Annotated in this window: 15 protein-coding genes and 1 riboswitch; of the genes, 9 read left to right on the forward strand and 6 right to left on the reverse strand. The window is 56.6% G+C overall.

What is annotated here, in order from left to right; all coding sequences use genetic code 11:
• The 3 genes from ABIE64_RS14485 to ABIE64_RS14495 form a co-directional block, all read right to left on the reverse strand.
• Positions 1 to 3,153: an efflux RND transporter permease subunit gene (locus ABIE64_RS14485; RefSeq protein ID WP_354377782.1), complete on the reverse strand. Its 3,153-nt coding sequence runs from the start codon at positions 3,151 to 3,153 to the stop codon at positions 1 to 3.
• A 1-nt stretch (position 3,154) separates the two neighbouring features.
• Complete coding sequence (locus ABIE64_RS14490) at positions 3,155 to 4,288, reverse strand: efflux RND transporter periplasmic adaptor subunit (protein ID WP_354377783.1); 1,134 nt, start codon at positions 4,286 to 4,288, stop codon at positions 3,155 to 3,157.
• 276 nt (positions 4,289 to 4,564) lie between these two features.
• On the reverse strand, positions 4,565 to 6,682 hold the full coding sequence (locus ABIE64_RS14495) for a methyl-accepting chemotaxis protein (protein WP_037990482.1): 2,118 nt from the start codon (positions 6,680 to 6,682) through the stop codon (positions 4,565 to 4,567).
• A 115-nt stretch (positions 6,683 to 6,797) separates the two neighbouring features.
• Here ABIE64_RS14495 and ABIE64_RS14500 point away from each other — a divergent pair, with 115 nt between their 5' ends.
• Positions 6,798 to 7,922 (forward strand): AraC family transcriptional regulator, encoded by a 1,125-nt coding sequence (locus ABIE64_RS14500; protein WP_354377784.1) that lies wholly within the window; start codon positions 6,798 to 6,800, stop codon positions 7,920 to 7,922.
• Positions 7,923 to 7,944: 22 nt separating this feature from the next.
• Here the strand turns inward: ABIE64_RS14500 and speB are convergent, their stop codons facing one another.
• Complete coding sequence (gene speB / locus ABIE64_RS14505) at positions 7,945 to 9,006, reverse strand: agmatinase (protein ID WP_354377785.1); 1,062 nt, start codon at positions 9,004 to 9,006, stop codon at positions 7,945 to 7,947.
• Between the two features lie 169 nt (positions 9,007 to 9,175).
• Between speB and ABIE64_RS14510 the strand changes: the two genes are divergently transcribed.
• From ABIE64_RS14510 to ABIE64_RS14520, 3 genes are all read left to right on the forward strand, one after another.
• On the forward strand, positions 9,176 to 10,093 hold the full coding sequence (locus ABIE64_RS14510) for a LysR family transcriptional regulator (protein ID WP_341363112.1): 918 nt from the start codon (positions 9,176 to 9,178) through the stop codon (positions 10,091 to 10,093).
• Positions 10,094 to 10,227: 134 nt separating this feature from the next.
• On the forward strand, positions 10,228 to 11,016 hold the full coding sequence (locus tag ABIE64_RS14515; RefSeq protein ID WP_354377786.1) for an AzlC family ABC transporter permease: 789 nt from the start codon (positions 10,228 to 10,230) through the stop codon (positions 11,014 to 11,016).
• The gene (locus ABIE64_RS14520; RefSeq protein ID WP_071240898.1) at positions 11,013 to 11,339 is read left to right on the forward strand and encodes an AzlD family protein; all 327 of its coding nucleotides are present in this window, start codon (positions 11,013 to 11,015) and stop codon (positions 11,337 to 11,339) included. The genes ABIE64_RS14515 and ABIE64_RS14520 overlap by 4 nt, the downstream gene beginning before the upstream one ends.
• Before the next feature lie 74 nt (positions 11,340 to 11,413).
• On the opposite strand, the gene ABIE64_RS14525 is transcribed toward ABIE64_RS14520, so the two are convergent.
• Positions 11,414 to 13,009: a peptide chain release factor 3 gene (locus ABIE64_RS14525; protein WP_007089166.1), complete on the reverse strand. Its 1,596-nt coding sequence runs from the start codon at positions 13,007 to 13,009 to the stop codon at positions 11,414 to 11,416.
• Between the two features lie 156 nt (positions 13,010 to 13,165).
• On the opposite strand from ABIE64_RS14525, the gene ABIE64_RS14530 reads away from it, so the two are divergent.
• From ABIE64_RS14530 to ABIE64_RS14550, 5 genes are all read left to right on the forward strand, one after another.
• The gene (locus tag ABIE64_RS14530; protein WP_354377787.1) at positions 13,166 to 13,507 is read left to right on the forward strand and encodes an ArsR/SmtB family transcription factor; all 342 of its coding nucleotides are present in this window, start codon (positions 13,166 to 13,168) and stop codon (positions 13,505 to 13,507) included.
• 36 nt (positions 13,508 to 13,543) lie between these two features.
• Positions 13,544 to 14,062, forward strand: coding sequence for an arsenate reductase ArsC (locus ABIE64_RS14535; protein WP_007089168.1), 519 nt, complete (start codon positions 13,544 to 13,546; stop codon positions 14,060 to 14,062).
• 58 nt (positions 14,063 to 14,120) lie between these two features.
• Positions 14,121 to 15,137, forward strand: a complete 1,017-nt coding sequence (locus ABIE64_RS14540; protein WP_354377788.1) for an ArsJ-associated glyceraldehyde-3-phosphate dehydrogenase — start codon at positions 14,121 to 14,123, stop codon at positions 15,135 to 15,137.
• A gap of 10 nt (positions 15,138 to 15,147) precedes the next feature.
• Positions 15,148 to 16,380 carry an organoarsenical effux MFS transporter ArsJ gene (arsJ, locus tag ABIE64_RS14545; RefSeq protein ID WP_354377789.1) on the forward strand — a complete coding sequence of 411 codons (1,233 nt, stop codon included), beginning with the start codon at positions 15,148 to 15,150 and terminating at the stop codon, positions 16,378 to 16,380.
• Positions 16,381 to 16,717: 337 nt separating this feature from the next.
• Positions 16,718 to 17,482 carry a PhoH family protein gene (locus ABIE64_RS14550; protein ID WP_007089171.1) on the forward strand — a complete coding sequence of 255 codons (765 nt, stop codon included), beginning with the start codon at positions 16,718 to 16,720 and terminating at the stop codon, positions 17,480 to 17,482.
• Positions 17,483 to 17,547: 65 nt separating this feature from the next.
• Here the strand turns inward: ABIE64_RS14550 and thiC are convergent, their stop codons facing one another.
• Positions 17,548 to 19,383 (reverse strand): phosphomethylpyrimidine synthase ThiC, encoded by a 1,836-nt coding sequence (thiC, locus tag ABIE64_RS14555; protein ID WP_354377790.1) that lies wholly within the window; start codon positions 19,381 to 19,383, stop codon positions 17,548 to 17,550.
• A 130-nt stretch (positions 19,384 to 19,513) separates the two neighbouring features.
• Positions 19,514 to 19,629: riboswitch (TPP riboswitch) on the reverse strand.
• Between the last annotated feature and the right edge of the window lie 20 nt (positions 19,630 to 19,649).

Raw genomic sequence — 19,649 nt, forward strand, 5'->3', positions numbered from 1 at the left:
CTAGCTGGCACTTCCTTCGATCTCGCCCTTGTCCGGGATGCTTTCCGCAGCCCGCAACTGGCTTTGCAGTTTCTTGCCGCCATCGGCACGGGCTGACACCAGCGGCGCCAGCAAAAGGTATAAAACCGGTGTTAAGAACAGGGTAAAGACCGTCGCAAAACCAAGCCCGCCAAACACCACCCAGCCAATCGCGGCACGCGCCTCCGCCCCGGCCCCGGTGCCGAGCACAAGCGGCAAACCACCCAGAACGGTTGAAATCATTGTCATCATGATCGGGCGCAGGCGGATCATCGCCGCATCATGCACCGCTTCGCGCACGGATTTCCCGGCATCGCGCAACTGGTCGGCAAATTCGACAACAAGAATACCGTTCTTGGCCATAAGCCCAACCAGCATCACCAACCCGATCTGGCTATAGATATTGATCGACGTGCCACTGATGCCCAGCGCATAAATCGCCGCCGCCAGACCGAACGGAACGGTCAGAACCACGACAAGGGCAGACATGAAGCTTTCAAACTGTGCGGCGAGAACCAGCAACACCACAAGAACCGCAATCAGGAAGGTGATCTGCACATCATGCGATGTTTCGCCCAGTGTCGCCGCATCGCCCAGAAACAGAACATTCACCCCGGGCGGCAGGACCTTGTCACCGACCTGATCAATATCGACCACTGCCTGCTGCAACGTATATCCCGGCGCAAGGTTGCCCGAAATTTTGACTGCGCGCTGCTGTCCCTCGCGATCCAGTTCCGATGCCACCGCCTCTTCGCTCAGATTGATCACCGAAGATAGCGGTAAAATACGACCATCCCGGTTGCTGACAAACAGATTCTCCAGATCCGACGGATCATTGATGCTGCCCGCACTGCTGCGCAGTTTGACCGGGATGTTTTCATCATCGACCGTAATCTCGGTAACTTCATATCCCTCGATCATCGCACGCAGCGTCGTATCAAGGCTTTCGATCGGAATGCCAAGGTCGGATGCCCGCTGCCGGTCAATATTGACCAGCAATTGCGGCTGTGTCGTCTGATAGGAAACCCGAAGCCCGACAAACTGCGGATAATTCGCCTCAAGCTCCTGCTGCATGGCGCGCGCATTCGCCGCCAATGTGCGGTAATTCGTACCGGTCAGGGCAAATTCAAATCCTTCGCCGGTCCCGCCGTGAAGCCCAAGGCTGTTGGGCTGATAGACAAAGGCCTGCACACCGGGCAGTGCATTAAGCGCCCCACGGATCGAACCGGTGATTTCCTGCTGGCTGCGGCTGCGTTCATCCCACGGCACCAGGGGCGCAATCACCAGCGCACGGTTCGGGTCCCAAAGACCGACAATCGTATAGATGTTATAGGCATCGCCGGCCTCGACAATCGGACGCAGGATGTTTTCAACCGTTTCAACCTGCCGGTCCATGTAATCAATGCCAACCCCGTCCGGCCCGCGCAGCGATACAAGAATACGGCCGCGATCCTCGTCGGGCAGAAGTTCCTGCGTGACGCTGTTATAAACCCCAAAGGCCAGCACACCGGCAAAGATCGACACGATCAGGGTAATCAGCGGGAACCGCAAAACCCATTCAAGAATGTTTTTGTAAATCCCCGAACAGTAAAACCCGACCCGTTCCAAAAAGTTCGGCTTGGCATCCTTGTCCCCGTCATGCGGGTCAATATGCTTTAAGCGCGACGCCAGCATCGGACAAAGCGACAGTGCCACAAACGACGACACCGCCACCGAAAACGCCAGCACGAACCCGAATTCCCTGAAAAGCCGCCCCGCCGTGCTCGGCAAAAACGAAATCGGCACGAACACCGATACCAGCGTCAGGGTGGTGGCAATCACCGCAAAAAACACCTGCCGCGTGCCCAGAACCGCGGCCGCCATCGATCCCAATCCCTGATGACGGCGGCGCTGGATATTTTCCAGAACCACAATCGCATCATCGACAATCATCCCCGTTGCCAGAACAAGGGCCAGCAATGTCAGGATATTGATCGAAAAGCCCATCATCCAGATCGCGGCCACCGTCCCGACCAGCGCAATCGGAATGGTCACCGTCGGAATCAGCGTCGCGGTAAAGGACCGCAGGAACAGATAAAGCACGCCGATCACGATGATAATCGCCAGCGCCAGACTGTTCAGAACTTCCCAAAGCGCGCCTTCGATAAACACCGCATCGTCGGAATTCACGAAAACATTGATATCGTCGTACTGATTGTTCAGGCGTTCGGCCACGTCCCGAATGCCGTCCGATATCGCAATAGTGTTCGATTGCGCCTGGCGCACGACGCCAAGCCCGATCACGGTCCGGCCATCCAGACGCACATAGGACGTTGCATCATCGGGCCCGTAATAGACATCCGCCACATCGCCCAGCCGGACCTGATTGCGGATAAACATCTGTTTGACGTCTTCGACCTGCCAGACCGACGCATCGGCACGGACAAAAAGCTTCTGATCACTGGAATCAAAACTGCCGGCGGGAATGTCGAACTTGGCGGTTTTCAGGACATCCGCAACGTCCTGAACCGAAAAACCGTAACTGGCCAGACGCAGCGGATCGACCCGGACATGCAAAACCTTCTCGCGTTCGCCATTGACGGTGATTTCGGCCACACCAGGCACCGAAAGCAGCGCCGGGCTGATCTGGTCATCCACGATATTGGCAAGCTCTTCCTCGGTCAGGCGGTTGCTGACCACGGCAAGGCGCATGATCGCGCTGGCATCGGCATCGGCCTTGACCACGCGGACATCCTCGACCTCGTCCGGAAGGCTTCTTGACGCACGACTGACCGCCTCGCGGATGTCATTGGCGGCGTCATTGATTTCAATGTCGGGGTAAAATTCAACCCGAACCCGCGATGTGCCCTCTTCGCTGTTGGAACTGATGCGTTTGACACCGCTGACCCGCGATGCCGCCCCTTCAAGGATGCTGGTCACCTCGGCATCAACCGTTTCCGGCGAAGCCCCGTCATAGGTCGCATAAACCGTCACGGTCGGCTGATCCACGTTGGGCAGTTCACGAATTTCAACGCCGAGCATCGCCGCAAGGCCCGCCAGAATGATCAGAAGCGACACCACGGAAATAAGAACAGGGCGACGGATGCTGAGTGACGCCAGATCATTCTGGTTTTCGTTCTGATTTCCGTCCTGCATGTTACGACCCTTCGCCGGTGCCGTTGCGCTGCGCAACGCCGGTTTCATCGCCACCACGGATGGTTGCCGCCACATCCCGGCCGGGCCGCAGGCGAAGCACGCCTTCGACCACAATCAGATCACCCTTGGCAATCGGCCCCTCAAGCAGGATACGCCCCTGTGTCCGCTTTACGACGCGAACCGGAACACGTTCGACCTTGTCATCCTTGATCCGCCAGATATAGGTCCCGCCATCACCCCACAGGACGGAAATTTCCGGCACCGACGGATAGGTTTTACCTTCGATATCGACATAAACCGCAAAGGACATGCCCGACAAAAGCCGCCCGGTCGGGTTCGGAATGCGCGCGCGCACCTTGAAGGTGCGGCTTTCCGCATCAATACGGCTGGCGATGGAATCGACCGTGCCTTCAAACCACTCCCCCGGAAGGCTCCATGTCTCAACCCGAAGCGACTGGCCGATCTTCACATTGTCAAACCGGGTTTCGGGAACCTCGAAATCCACCAGAACACTTTCAACGTTATCCAGTGTCGCGATCAGGCTGGAACTGTCTACCCGGTCGCCCGGCTCCACCTGCGGAATACCAACCGTGCCGTTGAACGGTGCCAGAATGGTCCGGTCGGCCAGGTCCACTTCCGCCTGATCGAGCCGGATGCGCGCCTCGGCAAGGGCGGTGCGTGCCGCATCAACCTCGCTTGCAGATACCGCGCCAAGCGGCCTTGCCTGCTCGTAACGATCCAGAAGCTGCTTGGCATCCTTGACCTGCACGGACGCCAGATCCCGCGCCAGCCGTTCGCGATCCGAATCAAGGATCAGCAAAACCTGCCCGCGCGATACATTTTCACCGGCATGAAACAGAACATCATCGACTTCGCCCGAAACCGCCGGATAAATCGAAACGCCCAGTGTCGACCTGCCGGTTCCAACCGCTTCAACAACCGTCTTTTCTTCCATGATGCTGGCATATTCGGCAATCACCGGCAGTGCCGGGTTGCCGGTGCGCTTTGCAGCATCGCCTTCGGTTTGGCTTTTTGACGCGACAAAGGGCAGCATCCCTTTGTCATAGGCAAACCAGCCGCCCCCGACTGCGGCAATAATCAACAGAAATACGGCTAGCCTACCTGTGCGTGACATCAAATGCCCGTTCTTGTGTGTTCTGGAAAGATACAAAGACATCGCTGAATATGTCTTGAATTCAAGACTATAGAACTTACTTTAGTTCCCCAAGGGCAGCGACCGTAAAATTGTATCAGAAATGTCGCAACTTGTACTCATCAGGTAATAGGCTCCTTCAACCGATCCGGATCACTCCTGTCATCCCAAAAGCACAAAAGCCCGTGCACGATCTGCACAGGCTTTTGGCTCATCAACCATGAAATCCGTTGTCAAAAACGGCGAAAACGGGCTGGTTCAGGCCGCCCCGCGCATATACTGCGCCGGAAAATCAACAAGATTGGATTGCGCGTCCTTTTCGACGATGTCGGCATCATTGGCATCGCTGCCATCATCGCGGCTTTCGTCGCTGGCGGCCGATTCCACCGCCCGGTCAAGCGACCCCGAAAGTTCCGTCACATTACGGTCAACCTCATCGGCCCGGCGGGTCAGATCAACGCTCAGTTTCCGCGTGACCTCGATATCGCGCGATACCTCCTGGATGGCGTTGCTGACATGAAGGGCCGCATCGCTCGCTGATGCAATCGCAAGGCTGATTTCCTCTGTCTCGCGGCGCTGATGTTCAACGTCACCTGCCACTTCTTCGGAAATCGACATCATGTCGCGCACGGTCACACCGACCTCTTCCATCGACCGCACACAACGATCCGTCACATTGCCCATCGCACTGACATGGGCGGTGATCTGTTCGGTTGCCTGTGCCGTCTGGCCTGCAAGGTTCTTGACCTCGGCGGCCACCACGGCAAATCCTTTTCCCGCTTCGCCCGCGCGTGCGGCCTCGATGGTCGCGTTCAGCGCCAGAAGGTTGGTCTGCCCGGCAATCCCGCGGATCAGATCGACAATCTGCTCGATACTGGTTGCCACTTCGCGAAGGTCATCGACCGCCTCTGCGGATTGCTTGGTCGAACTAACCGCATTCTGCGCAATGGCGCGCTGTCGATCCACCCGGTTGGCAATCGATCCGATGGCATCGGACAACCGCGTCGCCGCCTCGCTGATCGAATGGGCGTGCGACTGGCTTTGCGTGGCCGCACTGGTTGCCATTTCGGTCTGGCCTGTCACACGTTCTGCGGCGGCGGCCACTTCGCCAACCGCGTCCCGCATCCTTGTGACCTGATGGGTGACGGATTGGACAAGCCCGGCAGTTTCGCCTTCGATGGTTTCGGCCATCGCACCCAGCGACGCCCGGCGTTTTTCCTCTTCCTCGCGCTGAAGGGCGATGCGTTCCTCGGCCATCTGTTCGATCTTAAGGGCATTTTCGCGGAAGATCGCGACCGTGCGTGACATCGCGCCAAATTCATCACCACGATTGAAATCAATCAGATCGATATCGGTGTTGTTTTCGCTCAACCGCGTCATATCGCCATTCACACGTCCCAATGGACGCAGAATGCTAAGTGCGATGCCAATCGCCAGACCAAAGGCAATCAGCGCCCCGATCCCGGCCACCACCATATTGGTGATCGCCTTGCTTTCGGACTCGCTATGCGCCGCCTCGACCAGCATGTTCTGACCGGCAACCGCTTCCTCGCGGATATTCTGGGTAATTGCCTGAACTTCGCGAACGGCGGATTTGAAGTCATCCATCGACTGACGGAACCCCGCGATCGACCCTTCAAGCTGGTTCGCTCCCTGCTTTAAAAGGTCATTATCGCGGATCGCATAGGAAAACAGCTTTTTATCCGCGCGTTTCAACCCATCGACCGAGCCTTTGATTTCTTCCTGAAGATCGGTCAACGCCGAGGTTTGCGTACGCGCCGTATCAAGCGATTCAGGTGTCCGCAGGATCGCATATTGCAGATTGTTCACAATTGCGCTCAGGTTGGCGGCACCAAGTTTATCGGCATATTTTTCCGCCAGTGCCGGATCACGTTTGCTGATGAAATCCACCAGCTCGCCTGCCGACTTGCCAAGCTGATGCGCACCAAGCAGCATCGTATCGGACGCCGCCGTCAAATTCTCGGCACGCAGGACAAGCGGCTCCAGGGTTGCGATATATTCCGCATTCAGACTTTCAAGCGCGTCGGCTTTTTCGGTATCGCCCTCGGCGCGAAGCTGACCAATCAGCGCGGCACCACTGGCTTCTGCACTTTCACGAATTGTCGCAATACCTTCGCGGTCCAGCGGATCAACCGTCTGGGCAAACAGCAGAACCTGGTTCGACAACCGTTCAAGCTTCAACGCATATTCGTTTGCAAGCCCGACAAGCTGGGTGCTTTTGGCAATACGGTCCGCATGACCACCAAAACCCAGCAGATACCATGATGAAAGGGCGCTTAACCCGATCAGCATGATGACAAGCGCAAGAAACCCCGCGAAAATGCGGTAACCGATACGAATACGGTCAAGAAACATGGGATCTCCAATGATCCGGAATGGGGGACATATTTCCCGTGTCTCTAACCCGAGTTTCCCGTCGTTTTTGTAACAGTTAGATGAAATCCGCATTTGTCTATGCCAACACGGACAGATGGGGACTTTTGAATGTTCATTCGAACATTTGCCGCGCCGCAAAATCCCCGACACGAAAGCACTCTATACCATCGTTCAGGCGCACCATATCCGTATGTCCGCGGCCCTTTCGGGCAAAATTTACACTCTGTTTACCGATTCGTTTCTGGTCGATCAAACCGGCAAAACCGACAAATGTATCGGTGACAATATTGTCCAAGCCGAAAGGCCATCGGATGTTTATACTTGCGCCATGGCGCATTCACTTCGACATGATCCGTCGCGCGGCGCACGGAAATCAAACCCCTCCCGCGAAGTCGCCCGTCACTGGCGGGCGGCAGACGGCATTGATTTGTTCGAAGCCGATTACAAACGGTTTTCCTTTCCCAAACACAGTCATGATTATTATGCGTTCGGCACCATCCTGAACGGAGCCGAACAATTCATGACCGGCGGCACCAACTATGTCGCCAGACGCGGGCAGTTGCTGATGATGAACCCGATGCAGGTTCATGACGGCGGCCCGGCATCCGATGACGGTTACCAGTATCAGATCATGTTTATCGCGCCTGAAATCTTTGGCGATCTGGTGGCCGAACTCTCCCCCAACAGTACCGGGCTGCCGTTTTTTGGCAATCATGTGGTCGATGACCCGGAACTGCATCTGCAACTGCAATCCCTGCACCGCATGTTCCGCCCCGACCTTGATCAGACAACAACCCTGCTCGAACGTGACAGCCAGCTTCTATACAGTGCCGCCCGCCTCGCCCTTCGCCATGCCGATGCGCCGCCCTTTTCCTATCAACCGGGCTCCGAAGACAAACGTGTGCGTGCGGTCATCGACTATATGGCCGACCATCTTGATGCCAACATATCGCTTGATGAACTGGCAAGCCTGACCGGGCTCAGCCGCTTTCACCTGCTACGCGTCTTCCGCCACGCCACCGGCTTGCCACCGCACACCTATTTCAATCACATGCGCCTGCGCCGGGCAAAACGCATGCTGTTTGACGGCTTTGGCATCGCCGATGTCGCGGCGGCCACCGGCTATGCCGATCAAAGCCACCTCAACCGTCATTTCAAAACCATGTGGGGTGTCAGCCCCGGTGCCTTCATCGCTAATCTGGGACACAAACCGGGTTAAACCGCACCGGGAATGTTCCTCGTCAGGCTTCCGACCTTGCCGCGCGGGTCTTCAGGCTGTCTGCAATCAGGCAAAGTTCCTCGAACAAAATCTGTGCCCCGACATGGGCCGTGTTGCTTGTCGCGTCATATTGCGGGGCAACTTCGACAACATCCGCACCAACAAAATCAAGACCGCGCAACCCGCGCAAAATCGCCAATGCCTCGCGCGAAGTCAGGCCGCCGATTTCGGGTGTCCCCGTACCCGGTGCAAATGACGGATCAAGGCAGTCCACATCAAACGACAGGTAAACCGGACCATCGCCAATAACTTTGCAAGCCCTGGCAATGACGGCTTCCACGCCCATCTGGGGCACGTCTTCGGCATGGATCACGGTCATGCCGCTGTCATAGGAAAACTCCCAGACATATTCCGACGGCCCACGAATACCGATCTGAATGGTGCGTTCGGGGTCCAGAACGCCATCCATCACCGCCTCACGGAACGGCCCGCCGTGATGGAATTTCGAACCATCATATGCCCCACAGGTATCACAATGGGCATCAAGATGGATCATGCCAACCGGACGATCCCGGCCAATCGCCTTCAGGATCGAATAGCTGATCGAATGATCGCCGCCGACTGCAATCGGGATCACCCCCGCATCAACAATCCTGTTGAAATAGGCCTCGATATCCTCGTGACATTTTTCCAGCGAATAACGGCTGCGAAATGGCACATCGCCGATATCGGCAATACGGGCAATCGCCCCCGGCACCATGCGCATCACATGTTCATATGGGCCAATCCGTTCAATATTGCGCACGGCGCGCGGGCCAAGGCGTGCGCCTGCGCGGTTACTAACCCCCAAATCCATCGGGACACCAACAAGCACGACATCCAGACCGGCAAAGTTGTTTTGTGCCGCATCGACGGCATATGGCGCATCCAGAAAGGTCGGCACCCCGGCAAACGGCCATTTCCGCCCGCCACTTTCAGAAAACTGCGACCGGGCAACCTCGCTGAAATGCGGATCGAACACATCCGCCCCTTTGGCATTGCCATATTTTTCGCGCAGCCTGGCAAGCTTGTCATCTGTGAACATGGAACCTCCTGATCACTGCACGCCCTTTGCCCCGCACAAACAGGCAGGACCGCAGAATTTGTCTGATCGGGCCATCAGATCAAATTGCACGCTCTAAAAAAATCACATATTCCTGAACTTTACTTTGGTAATTATCAAAGTAATTTCATTTGCGTGGGGAAACCGCCCGGTGATCACAGAACAGGCCGATCTGAAACTGTTGCGCATCTTCGCAACCATTGTAGAGGCTGGGGGATTTGCCGCCGCGCAAAGCGATCTGAACCTTTCACTTTCAACAATCTCAAGCTATGTCACTGCCCTTGAAACCCGCTTGGGATTTACGCTGTGCAAACGCGGGCGCAGCGGCTTTGCCCTGACTGCCGAGGGTCAGGTCGTATTTGACGAAGCCCACCGGATTTTCAAATCTATTGCACAATATGAAACCAAGATGCGTGCCCTGCGTGACAAGCTAAGTGGCACGCTGACCATCGGGTTGACCGATAACACCATCACCGATCCTGGCACGCGCCGATTTGAAAAAACCATCGCCCGGTTCATCGAACGCGCCCCCGATGTCACACTGAATGTGGAAACCCTCCCGCCCAATGATCTGCTGCGCGAGGTGGTGACCGACAATATCCAGATCGGGATTTGCAGTTTTCCCAAAACGGTTCTCGGCCTGCGCTATATCCCGCTTTATACCGAAATCCATCGCTTTTACTGCGGGTCGGCGCATCCGCTGTTTGCGCGGCCCGACCCCGAAATCAATATTGATGAAATACGGCGTTATCGCCTGATCGGGCGCAAACCTTGGCTGGGGCGTGATTTAAAGGAATTCGCAATCGCCCGGCCACATGCAACCGTATCCGATATGGAGGCCGAAGCCCGCCTGATCCTGTCAGGGGCGTATCTGGGGTATCTGCCCGAACACTATGCCCGGCAATTCGTCGACGACGGACGCATGCGCATGATCCAACGCGACCAGTTCACGGTCAAAGTCACCTTTCAGGCATGCTTTGATGACAGCAAACAGACCGATCCGATCACCAAGCTGTTTCTCGACATGCTGATCGATGATTTTGGCCACGCTGGCGATGAAATCCGTTAAATCGCAATAGCAATATTATCCAATATTCCTGTTTGGAACTTCCCTAGATTAAGGGCAGGCTCCTCGCCCACCACCAATAGTCATAAGTCGCCACCAGCGATCACAATGAAAAGACTGAAACGGAAACGCACAAGATGTCTCGCCCCGGATCTGCCCCGACCCGGCATTTCGATGCCGACACCATAAGACGCGGTGCCATCGCCTGTCTGCCCCTGCTGCCCAGCACCATGATCTTTGGTGCGGTGCTTGGCGTGCTCGCCACCCAGCGCGGTCTGTCGCTGGGTGAACTTCTGTTCATGAGCCTCACGGTCTTTGCCGGATCGGCACAATTCGTTTCGGTCGATCTGTGGCGTGAAACCATCCCCAGTGTAACGATCATCATCGCCACCGCGGTGATCAATCTGCGCTATGTCCTGATCGGGGCGTCGCTGCGCCCGGTGTTTCGTGGCCGTCCGCTCTGGGTCAAAATCTGCGGCATGCATATGGTGGCTGATGAAAACTGGGCGGTGACCATGACCCAGGAAAACCTTGCCAATCCGGGCTTCCTGCTGGGCGGCGGAATTTTTCTTGGCGTTGTCTGGGCGGCGGGCAACACCATCGGATATCTGCTGGGCGGGGGCATACCCGACCCGAATGTCTATGCGCTTGATTTCGCCTTTACCGCGGTCTTTGCCGCACTCACGGTTGGCATGTGGAAGGGCCGGGTTGATCTTCTGCCGTGGCTGGCCGCCGCCATCGGATCATTGATCGGACATTACACCTTGCCCGGCACATGGTCGATCCTTGCCGGGGCCGGGGCCGGGGTGATTGTTGCCGCCCTGACATGGCGCGAGGACATGGACGACACCGCACCCGAAACTGAAATAGCAGCAGATGCTTATGGCGCCCCCGAAGGCACCTATTCGACGGAGGCCGGCAAATGATGAGTTTCCCTGATCTGACCACCTTCAGCACCGCCTCGGTCCTGACCATCCTTGGCATGGCGATTGTGACCTATGGCATGCGCCTTGGCGGCCTTCTGATGGCCGACCGCCTGCCGCAACACGGTCGCTGGGCACATGTACTTGAACGCCTTCCGGGTGCGGTCCTGATTTCCGTCTGGGTGCCAAGCGCCCTGTCCGCCGGGCCCATCGGCATCGCCGGGGCTGCTGCCACCGTGATCACGATGATTGTCGCCCGCAACCTGTTTGCCGCGATGGTCGCGGGTATGGTGCTTGTCGCGGCGGGGCGGTATTTCCTCGGCTAAAGACACAACACGCAAACATGCAAAAAGGCCGCCCCGAAAATTCCGGGCGGCCTTTTTCGTGATCGTGGTTGGCTTTACGCCGCAACCATATTCTGCTCGCGCGTGGCTTCGAATTTCAGGTTCGGCCAATCGCGTTGCGTGGTTTCAAGATGCCAAGCATTGCGCGCGATAAACACCAGCGTTTCGTCGTGATCCTCGAACAGGGCCGACTGGTTGGCATCGCGGAATTTCTTGATTTCCAGCGGATCGCTGCCCATCACCCAGCGCGCGGCATAGGCCGGTGTCGGTTCGAAATGCACCTTGATGCCGTATTCGGCCGCGATGCGTTCTTTCAGAACCTCGAACTGAAGCTGCCCGACCACACCAACGATCCAGTCCGCCCCCATCATCGGCTTGAACACCTGTGATGCGCCTTCTTCGGCAAGCTGTTCAAGCGCGCGCTGAAGATGTTTGCCCTTCAGCGGATCATCAAGGCGCACCTTCTGCAACAATTCCGGGGCAAAGGCCGGAACACCCCGGAAACGAAGATCTTCGCCCTCGGTCAGGGTATCGCCAATGCGCAATGTGCCGTGGTTCGGAATGCCGATGATATCGCCCGGCCAGGCTTCTTCGGCAATGTCGCGTTCATTGGCAAAGAACAGCATCGGGTTATGCACCGCCATCTGTTTGCCCGCGCGCACGTGCTTCAATTTCATGCCGCGTTTGAAATGGCCGGAACACAGGCGAATGAACGCGATGCGGTCGCGATGGTTCGGGTCGATATTGGCCTGCACCTTGAACACAAAGCCCGAAACCTTTGTCTCGTTGGCCTCAACCAGCCGCGTTGCCGCTTCCTGCGGGCGCGGGGTCGGTGCGATATCGCCAAGTCCGCGCAGCAATTCACGCACCCCAAAGTTATTGACCGCCGACCCGAAAAATACCGGCGTCAGATGCCCCTCGCGGTAGCTTTGCAAATCAAATGGCGGGCAGATTTCGCGCACCATTTCGACTTCTTCGCGAAGCTTCTCCAGAAGGTAATCGGGGATCAGTTCATCAAGCTTCGGATCATCAAGCCCCTTGATCGGAATGGCTTCCTTGACGACATTGCCGCCTTTTTCCATGAACAGAAGCTGATCATTGACCAGATCGTAACAGCCATGGAAATCCCGGCCCGATCCGATCGGCCATGTCACCGGCGACACATCAAGCGCAAGGTCACGTTCGATCTGATCGATCAGTTCAAAGAAATCACGCGATTCACGGTCAAGCTTGTTAACAAATGTCGTGATCGGCACATCGCGCAGACGGCAGACCTCAAACAGCTTGCGCGTCTGGGCCTCGATCCCCTTGGCACCATCAATCACCATGACGGCGGAATCAACTGCGGTCAGAACGCGGTATGTATCTTCGGAAAAGTCTTCGTGGCCCGGCGTATCAAGCAGGTTGAAGATGTTCTTTTCAAACTCGAACGTCATGACGGCGGATGACACCGAAATACCGCGGTCCTGTTCGATCTTCATGAAGTCCGAACGTGCGCCACGCTGTTCCTTTTTCGCCTTCACCGCACCGGCCATCTGAATGGCACCCCCGAAAAGCAGCAGCTTTTCAGTCAGTGTCGTTTTACCCGCATCCGGGTGGGCAATGATGGCAAAGGTACGGCGGCGCGATACCTGCTCGTCGATCGTCGGCATGGTTCATCCATTGATCATGATTTCGGGTTGGCGCGCACTGTACTGATTTTTGGCGCGCATGCCACCGTGAAATCGTCATATCGGGCATGATCGCATCCATCGCTGAAACAAATTCGTCATTTTACTTCTGCATAATATGTCAATATTTCCCGATATATGGAAATAAACACAGCAATCAGCGCCCTTGGCGCACTGGCACAGGAACACCGTCTGGCAGCATTCAGGATTCTGGTGCGCGTGGGCGAAGAAGGCATGGCCGCAGGCGACCTCGCACGCAGCCTTGCGGTCCCGCACAACACCATGTCCACTCATCTGTCGGTTCTAAGCCAGGCCGGACTGATCACATCGCAACGCAACGGCCGGTCGATCATCTATCGGATCGTCCCCGATGTTATGCGTGATCTTTTGGGATTTCTTGCCGATGATTGCTGTCAGGGCCGCCCGGAACTTTGCGGTATCGCGGTTTCCGGCAAAACATCGACCTCGACCTGCTGTTGAAACGCCAAACCGGCATAACCGGACGGAGACATCATCATGACTGGCGGTACCTATAACATCCTGTTCCTGTGTCAGGGGAATTCCGCACGTTCCATCATGGCCGAGGCCATCATGAACCGTGAAGGCGCAGGGCATTTTCATGCCTATAGCGCCGGGGCACATCCGCGCGGCAATCTGCATCCCTATACAATCGACCTTCTCAAAAGTCTGGGCGATGATCCGTCTGTCTTTTCCTCCAAGCCGATGGAAGTCTATTCCGCGCAGGACGAAATCAAATTCGACTTCATCTTTACGGTCTGTGACCAGACGGCAAAGGAAAGCTGCCCGATTTTCCCCGGCTCCCCGATGACCGCCCATTGGGGCGTACCCGATCCGGCAAGTGCCACCGGAACCGAGGCCGAAATCCGCCTTGCCTTTGCCGATGCCTATCGCATGCTGCGCAACCGGATTTCAATTTTCATGAGCCTGCCTTTCGCATCCCTTGACCGGATGTCGCTGCAACAGAAGCTCGACGACATTGGCAAAACCGGAATGCCCGCGAACGAAAGCGCATAAAACGCGAAACGGTCACTAACGGCCCCCGTTAGTGACCTGATATTCAGGAGTCCTCGAAATGAGCCGCAAAATCCGTATCGGCATCAACGGCTTTGGCCGCATGGGGCGTCTTGCCTTGCGCGCGGGCTGGGGCCATCCCGGCCTTGAGTTCGTCCATATCAACGAAATCAGCGGCGGTGCCAAAACCGCCGCCCATCTGCTGGAATTCGATTCCGTGCATGGGCGCTGGGATCATCAGGTCGCCTGTATTGATGACACGGTCGTTATCGACGGCCAAACCACCCTGACCTTTTCGGAAAATGCCACACCGGGCGATACCGACTGGGTCGGGCAGGGCTGCGATATCGTTTTCGAATGTACCGGCAAATTCAAAACCCCCGAAACGCTTCAGCCCTATTTTGATCAGGGAGTGAAAAAAGTCATCGTCGCCGCCCCGGTCAAGGAAGGCGCGCTTAACATCGTTTATGGCGTCAATGACGATCTCTATGATCCGGCAATCCATCACCTTCTGACCGCGGCAAGCTGTACGACAAACTGCCTGGCCCCGGTGGTCAAGGTCATCCACGAAAAACTGGGTATCGTGCATGGTGCCATCACCACCATCCATGATGTGACCAACACCCAAACCGTGGTTGACCTGCCGCACAAGGATCTGCGCCGCGCCCGGTCCAGCCTGCAATCGCTGATCCCCACCAGCACCGGCTCGGCCACCGCCATCACCATGATCTACCCGGAACTGGCCGGAAAGCTGAACGGCATTGCCGTGCGCGTGCCGCTGCTGAACGCGTCGCTGACTGATTGCGTGTTCGAAGTCGCCTGCGATACCGATGTCGAAACCGTCAATAACCTGCTGCGCACCGCCTCGGAAACCTATCTTGCCGGGATTCTCGGATACGAGGAACGCCCGCTGGTCAGTTGCGATTATCTCAACGATCCGCGCTCCTCGATCATTGATGCCGGATCAACCATGGTGATCGACAAACGCCAGGTCAAAATCTTCGCTTGGTATGACAATGAATGGGGCTATGTCTGCCGGATGGTTGATCTGGCCGCCAAAGTCGCGCAAAGCCTTTAGGATCATTTTCATGTCATCGGCCATTCGCAATTATGCCCTTGTCACATCCGCCTATTGGGGATTTACCCTGACGGACGGGGCTTTGCGCATGCTGGTTCTGCTGCATTTCAATGACCTTGGATACTCGGCCTTTGAAATCGCCCTTCTGTTTGTCCTTTATGAATGTGCCGGGGTCATCACCAATCTGGTCGGTGGCTGGCTGGCACAGGCGCGCGGATTGCGCTTTACCCTGTTTGCCGGGCTGATCACCCAGATCGCCGCCCTTTCCGCCCTGTCTCTGACCAATGAAAACTGGCTGCCGTGGATATCGGTTGCCTATGTCATGGGCCTGCAGGCCGCATCGGGTGTCGCCAAGGACCTGACCAAAATGTCCAGCAAGTCGGCCATCAAGGTTCTGGTGCCCGAAAATGCCAACGGGGCATTGTTTCGCTGGGTCGCCCTTCTGACCGGCTCGAAAAACGCGCTCAAAGGGGCCGGGTTTTTCATGGGCGGTGCGCTTCTGGCGTGGCTTGGCTTTGGCGGGGCGCTGCTCGCGATGGCAACCGGGCTGACCGTCATCCTGATTGCGGTGGCCCTGTCCATCGGTCCCGAAATGGCCGCCCCGGCCAACAAACCGAAACCCAAATTCCGCGAAGTCTTCTCCAAGGATCGCAAGATCAATATCCTGTCAGCCGCCCGCATGTTCCTGTTCGGATCGCGCGATATCTGGTTTGTCGTCGGATTGCCGGTCTTTCTGGCAACCCATCTTGGCTGGGGCCATATCGAGGTCGGCACCTATATGGCGCTGTGGGTGATCGGCTATGGCTTCATCCAGACGATTGCGCCCAAAATCCTGCGCGCAGGCACGCGCACCCCGGATGGCCAAAGTGCGCGCCTGTGGATTTTCGCCCTGATCATCGTCACCGCGGGCATTGCGGCCGCCGTGCAGTTTGATATCTCGCCCGAAATCGCCGTTCTGGGCGGCTTGATGGTCTTCGGGCTGGTCTTTGCGGTCAATTCATCGCTGCATTCCTATCTGATCCTTGCCTATGCCGATGGTGACAGGGTCGCGATGAATGTCGGCTTCTATTACATGTCCAATGCCGTCGGGCGACTGACTGGCACCATCCTGTCAGGACTGGCCTATATGTATGGCGGTCTGGTTGGCTGTCTGGCCGTCTCGGCCGCCTTCCTTCTGATCGGCTGGATAATCAGTTTTGGCCTGCCAAAACACCAATCCGGGACGCCCGAAGCACTGCATTAGAAAAAAATCATCTCGCAGATGCGGCATAAATCTCTGAAAAGACTCACTTTCCGATTTCATTTAAATTTAATCAGATAAAAAACAGTGACAAAACACAGGATGTAGGCGTACGATTCTGTTGTACGGTCAATAACTGGACCGCAGGAGGGGTTCCCGAGTGACGCGAGAGCACGTTGTAAAACGGAATTTTTCGCCCCCCGGATCGCAGATGCAACATGTTGCTGCGAACGGCGGTGAACCCACCCGCCACTTCCATCGCAAGATGAAAATTGAATGCGCGCCTTTCCATGATGGAATGGCGCGTTTTGCTTTATTGGCACAATTGATGAGGTGACTTATGGGTAAGCGCGCAGCACGCCGTCGTAGCCGTCCGCAACAGGCAGACACCAACGTTCACGAGCTGTTTGACGGTGACAAGTCAAACTGGCATCCCCTGAACGGTCAGGGTGACGTCCCTCAGAACGGCCAACGCGATCAAAGCTTCCGCCGCCACATTCGCCCGAAAAGCGAAAATCAGGCGGCCCTGATGGAAGCAATCGATGCCTTCAACCTCATCCTTGCACTTGGCCCGGCGGGAACCGGGAAAACCTTCATCGCTGTTTCCAAGGCCGTCGAAGCGCTGGACAAGGGCGAAATCGGCCGCATCGTTCTGGCCCGCCCCGCGGTCGAGGCGGGCGAAAATATCGGCTTCCTGCCCGGCGACGTCGAAGCCAAAATGGCTCCCTATCTTCGCCCGCTTTACGATGCACTGAATGACCGTCTCGGTGCCAAACGCCTGCGGCAGTACCTTTCGGACGGCACGATTGAAATCGCGCCCATCGGTTATATGCGTGGCCGTACGCTCAACAATGCCTTCGTCGTGATTGACGAGGCCCAGAACTGCACCTACGGACAGCTCAAGATGCTGGTCACCCGCCTTGGCTGGAATTCAACCATGATCCTGACCGGCGACCCGGACCAGACAGACCTTCTGCCGGAAATGTCGGGCCTGTCGGAAATGTCCGACCGTCTTGAAAATGTCGAAGACATCGCCTGCGTCAAACTGGCTGATCGGGACATCGTCCGTCATCCGCTGGTCGCCAGCATGCTGACCGTCCTTTAACCTTTCGGCACGGCAAACCAAAAGAAGAAGGCGGGTCCGTCACCGGGCCCGCCATTTTCACAGGCTTATTTCCCGATGTTTCGGGGCATGTATAAATCCCCGCCATCACGGTATTTTTCCGCCATCGCCGCCATGCCTTCCTTCTGCACATCGGCCCGGATTTCATGCGAAATTCGCATCGAACAGAATTTCGGCCCGCACATCGAACAGAAATGCGCGACCTTGTGCGCCTCTTTCGGCAGGGTCTGATCATGAAATGCCCGTGCGGTTTCCGGGTCCAGCGACAGGTTGAACTGATCTTCCCAGCGAAATTCAAACCGCGCACGCGAAAGCGCATCATCGCGTGCCTTCGCTGCCGGGTGACCCTTGGCAAGATCGGCGGCATGGGCAGCAATCTTATAGGTGATCACCCCGGTCTTCACATCATCCCGGTCCGGCAGGCCCAGATGTTCCTTGGGCGTCACGTAACACAGCATCGCAGTGCCGAACCAGCCGATCATCGCCGCCCCGATCCCCGATGTAATGTGATCATAGCCGGGCGCAATATCGGTGGTTAGCGGCCCCAGCGTGTAAAACGGTGCTTCGCCGCAAATCGACAATTGCTTGTCCATGTTTTCACGAATTTTATGCATCGGCACATGACCCGGCCCCTCTATCATCACCTGGCAATCGTGATCCCACGCGATGCGGGTCAGCTCGCCCAGTGTTTCCAGTTCGGCAAACTGGGCGGCATCATTGGCATCGGCAATCGATCCGGGCCGCAATCCATCGCCCAGTGAAAAGGAAACGTCATACGCCCGGCAGATGTCGCAAATCTCGGAGAAATGATCATACAGGAAACTTTCGCGATGATGATACAGGCACCATTTCGCCATGATCGACCCACCCCGCGATACGATGCCCGTCACCCGGTCCACGGTTAACGGGATGTGATGTAACCGCAATCCGGCATGGATGGTAAAATAATCCACGCCCTGTTCGGCCTGCTCGATCAATGTGTCGCGGAATATTTCCCATGTCAGGTCCTCGGCAATACCACCAACCTTTTCCAAGGCCTGATAGATCGGCACCGTCCCGATGGGCACCGGCGAATTGCGGATGATCCAGTCGCGGATATTGTGGATATTGCGCCCGGTCGACAGGTCCATCACCGTATCCGCCCCCCATCGCGTTGCCCAGACCATCTTTTCAACTTCTTCGGCCATCGATGATGTCACCGCCGAATTGCCGATATTGGCATTGATCTTGACCAAAAAATTCCGCCCGATGATCATCGGTTCGGCTTCGGGATGGTTGATATTGGCCGGGATGATCGCGCGCCCCCGTGCAATTTCTTCACGCACGAATTCGGGCGTCACATGATCGGGGATCACCGCCCCGAATGCCTCGCCATCACGCTTGGCATTGGCGCGCATTTCCGCCCGGCCCAGATTTTCACGGATCGCGACATATTCCATTTCGGCGGTAATGATCCCGGCCCGGGCATAGGCAAGCTGCGTCACTGCCCGCCCGCCAGTTGCGCGCAACGGCGCATGGCTTTGCGGAAATGCCGGAACCGCATAGCTTTCACTTTCGACAAAGCCGTTATCTTCGGGTTTGATGTCGCGCCCGGCATATCGTTCGGTATCAGCACGCGCCGCGATCCAGCTTCGGCGCAGTCGTGGCAGTCCCTTGGCAATGTCAATCGTAACATCCGGGTCGGTATAAGGCCCCGACGGATCATAAACCCTGATCGGTGGTTCGCCTGCGGTGGGATGAACCGCAATTTCACGCATCGGTACGCGAATATCGGGAAAGTGCGATCCCGTAATGTGGATTTTGCGCGATGCGGGCAACGGCCCGGTTGTAACATCGCTGGTGACATCAATACTGATATCGGTTTTGGTAGATGGAACAGACATAAAAGGCCCCTTTGCAATCAAGGCAATGGAGACCCAGTTCTGCGAGAGGCTGCTGATGAAAAATGCCGACCGGTAATGGCAAACCCGCCATGACAAACGGGGCGTACCCACAGTATCAAAACAGGTAAATATGCCGGCATCCGCACCATCCCTACGCCAGTATGAACTGGATCAGGTTCAAAGGGTCACTGCGCTGCAAAGCCAGCAGTTTCTCAGCCCCTTGTCGGGGCTCCCCAGGTGATCGATTGCAGGGTTACAAGTTATGC

Origin of the sequence: Thalassospira sp. MBR-102, assembly GCF_040549275.1 — a bacterium.
GTDB classification, from domain to species: Bacteria; Pseudomonadota; Alphaproteobacteria; order Rhodospirillales; family Thalassospiraceae; genus Thalassospira; species Thalassospira xiamenensis.

Excerpts from the sequence above, each read along its gene's own strand:
- ABIE64_RS14515 (WP_354377786.1), top strand. The coding sequence starts at position 10,228 with ATGTCTCGCCCCGGATCTGCCCCGACCCGGCATTTCGATGCCGACACC.
- ABIE64_RS14525 (WP_007089166.1), bottom strand. The coding sequence starts at position 13,009 with ATGCCGACGATCGACGAGCAGGTATCGCGCCGCCGTACCTTTGCCATC.
- ABIE64_RS14520 (WP_071240898.1), top strand. The coding sequence starts at position 11,013 with ATGATGAGTTTCCCTGATCTGACCACCTTCAGCACCGCCTCGGTCCTG.
- ABIE64_RS14490 (WP_354377783.1), bottom strand. The coding sequence starts at position 4,288 with ATGTCACGCACAGGTAGGCTAGCCGTATTTCTGTTGATTATTGCCGCA.
- ABIE64_RS14485 (WP_354377782.1), bottom strand. The coding sequence starts at position 3,153 with ATGCAGGACGGAAATCAGAACGAAAACCAGAATGATCTGGCGTCACTC.
- ABIE64_RS14500 (WP_354377784.1), top strand. The coding sequence starts at position 6,798 with ATGGGGACTTTTGAATGTTCATTCGAACATTTGCCGCGCCGCAAAATC.
- ABIE64_RS14550 (WP_007089171.1), top strand. The coding sequence starts at position 16,718 with ATGGGTAAGCGCGCAGCACGCCGTCGTAGCCGTCCGCAACAGGCAGAC.
- arsJ (WP_354377789.1), top strand. The coding sequence starts at position 15,148 with ATGTCATCGGCCATTCGCAATTATGCCCTTGTCACATCCGCCTATTGG.
- thiC (WP_354377790.1), bottom strand. The coding sequence starts at position 19,383 with ATGTCTGTTCCATCTACCAAAACCGATATCAGTATTGATGTCACCAGC.
- ABIE64_RS14535 (WP_007089168.1), top strand. The coding sequence starts at position 13,544 with ATGACTGGCGGTACCTATAACATCCTGTTCCTGTGTCAGGGGAATTCC.
- ABIE64_RS14530 (WP_354377787.1), top strand. The coding sequence starts at position 13,166 with ATGGAAATAAACACAGCAATCAGCGCCCTTGGCGCACTGGCACAGGAA.
- ABIE64_RS14540 (WP_354377788.1), top strand. The coding sequence starts at position 14,121 with ATGAGCCGCAAAATCCGTATCGGCATCAACGGCTTTGGCCGCATGGGG.
- speB (WP_354377785.1), bottom strand. The coding sequence starts at position 9,006 with ATGTTCACAGATGACAAGCTTGCCAGGCTGCGCGAAAAATATGGCAAT.
- ABIE64_RS14495 (WP_037990482.1), bottom strand. The coding sequence starts at position 6,682 with ATGTTTCTTGACCGTATTCGTATCGGTTACCGCATTTTCGCGGGGTTT.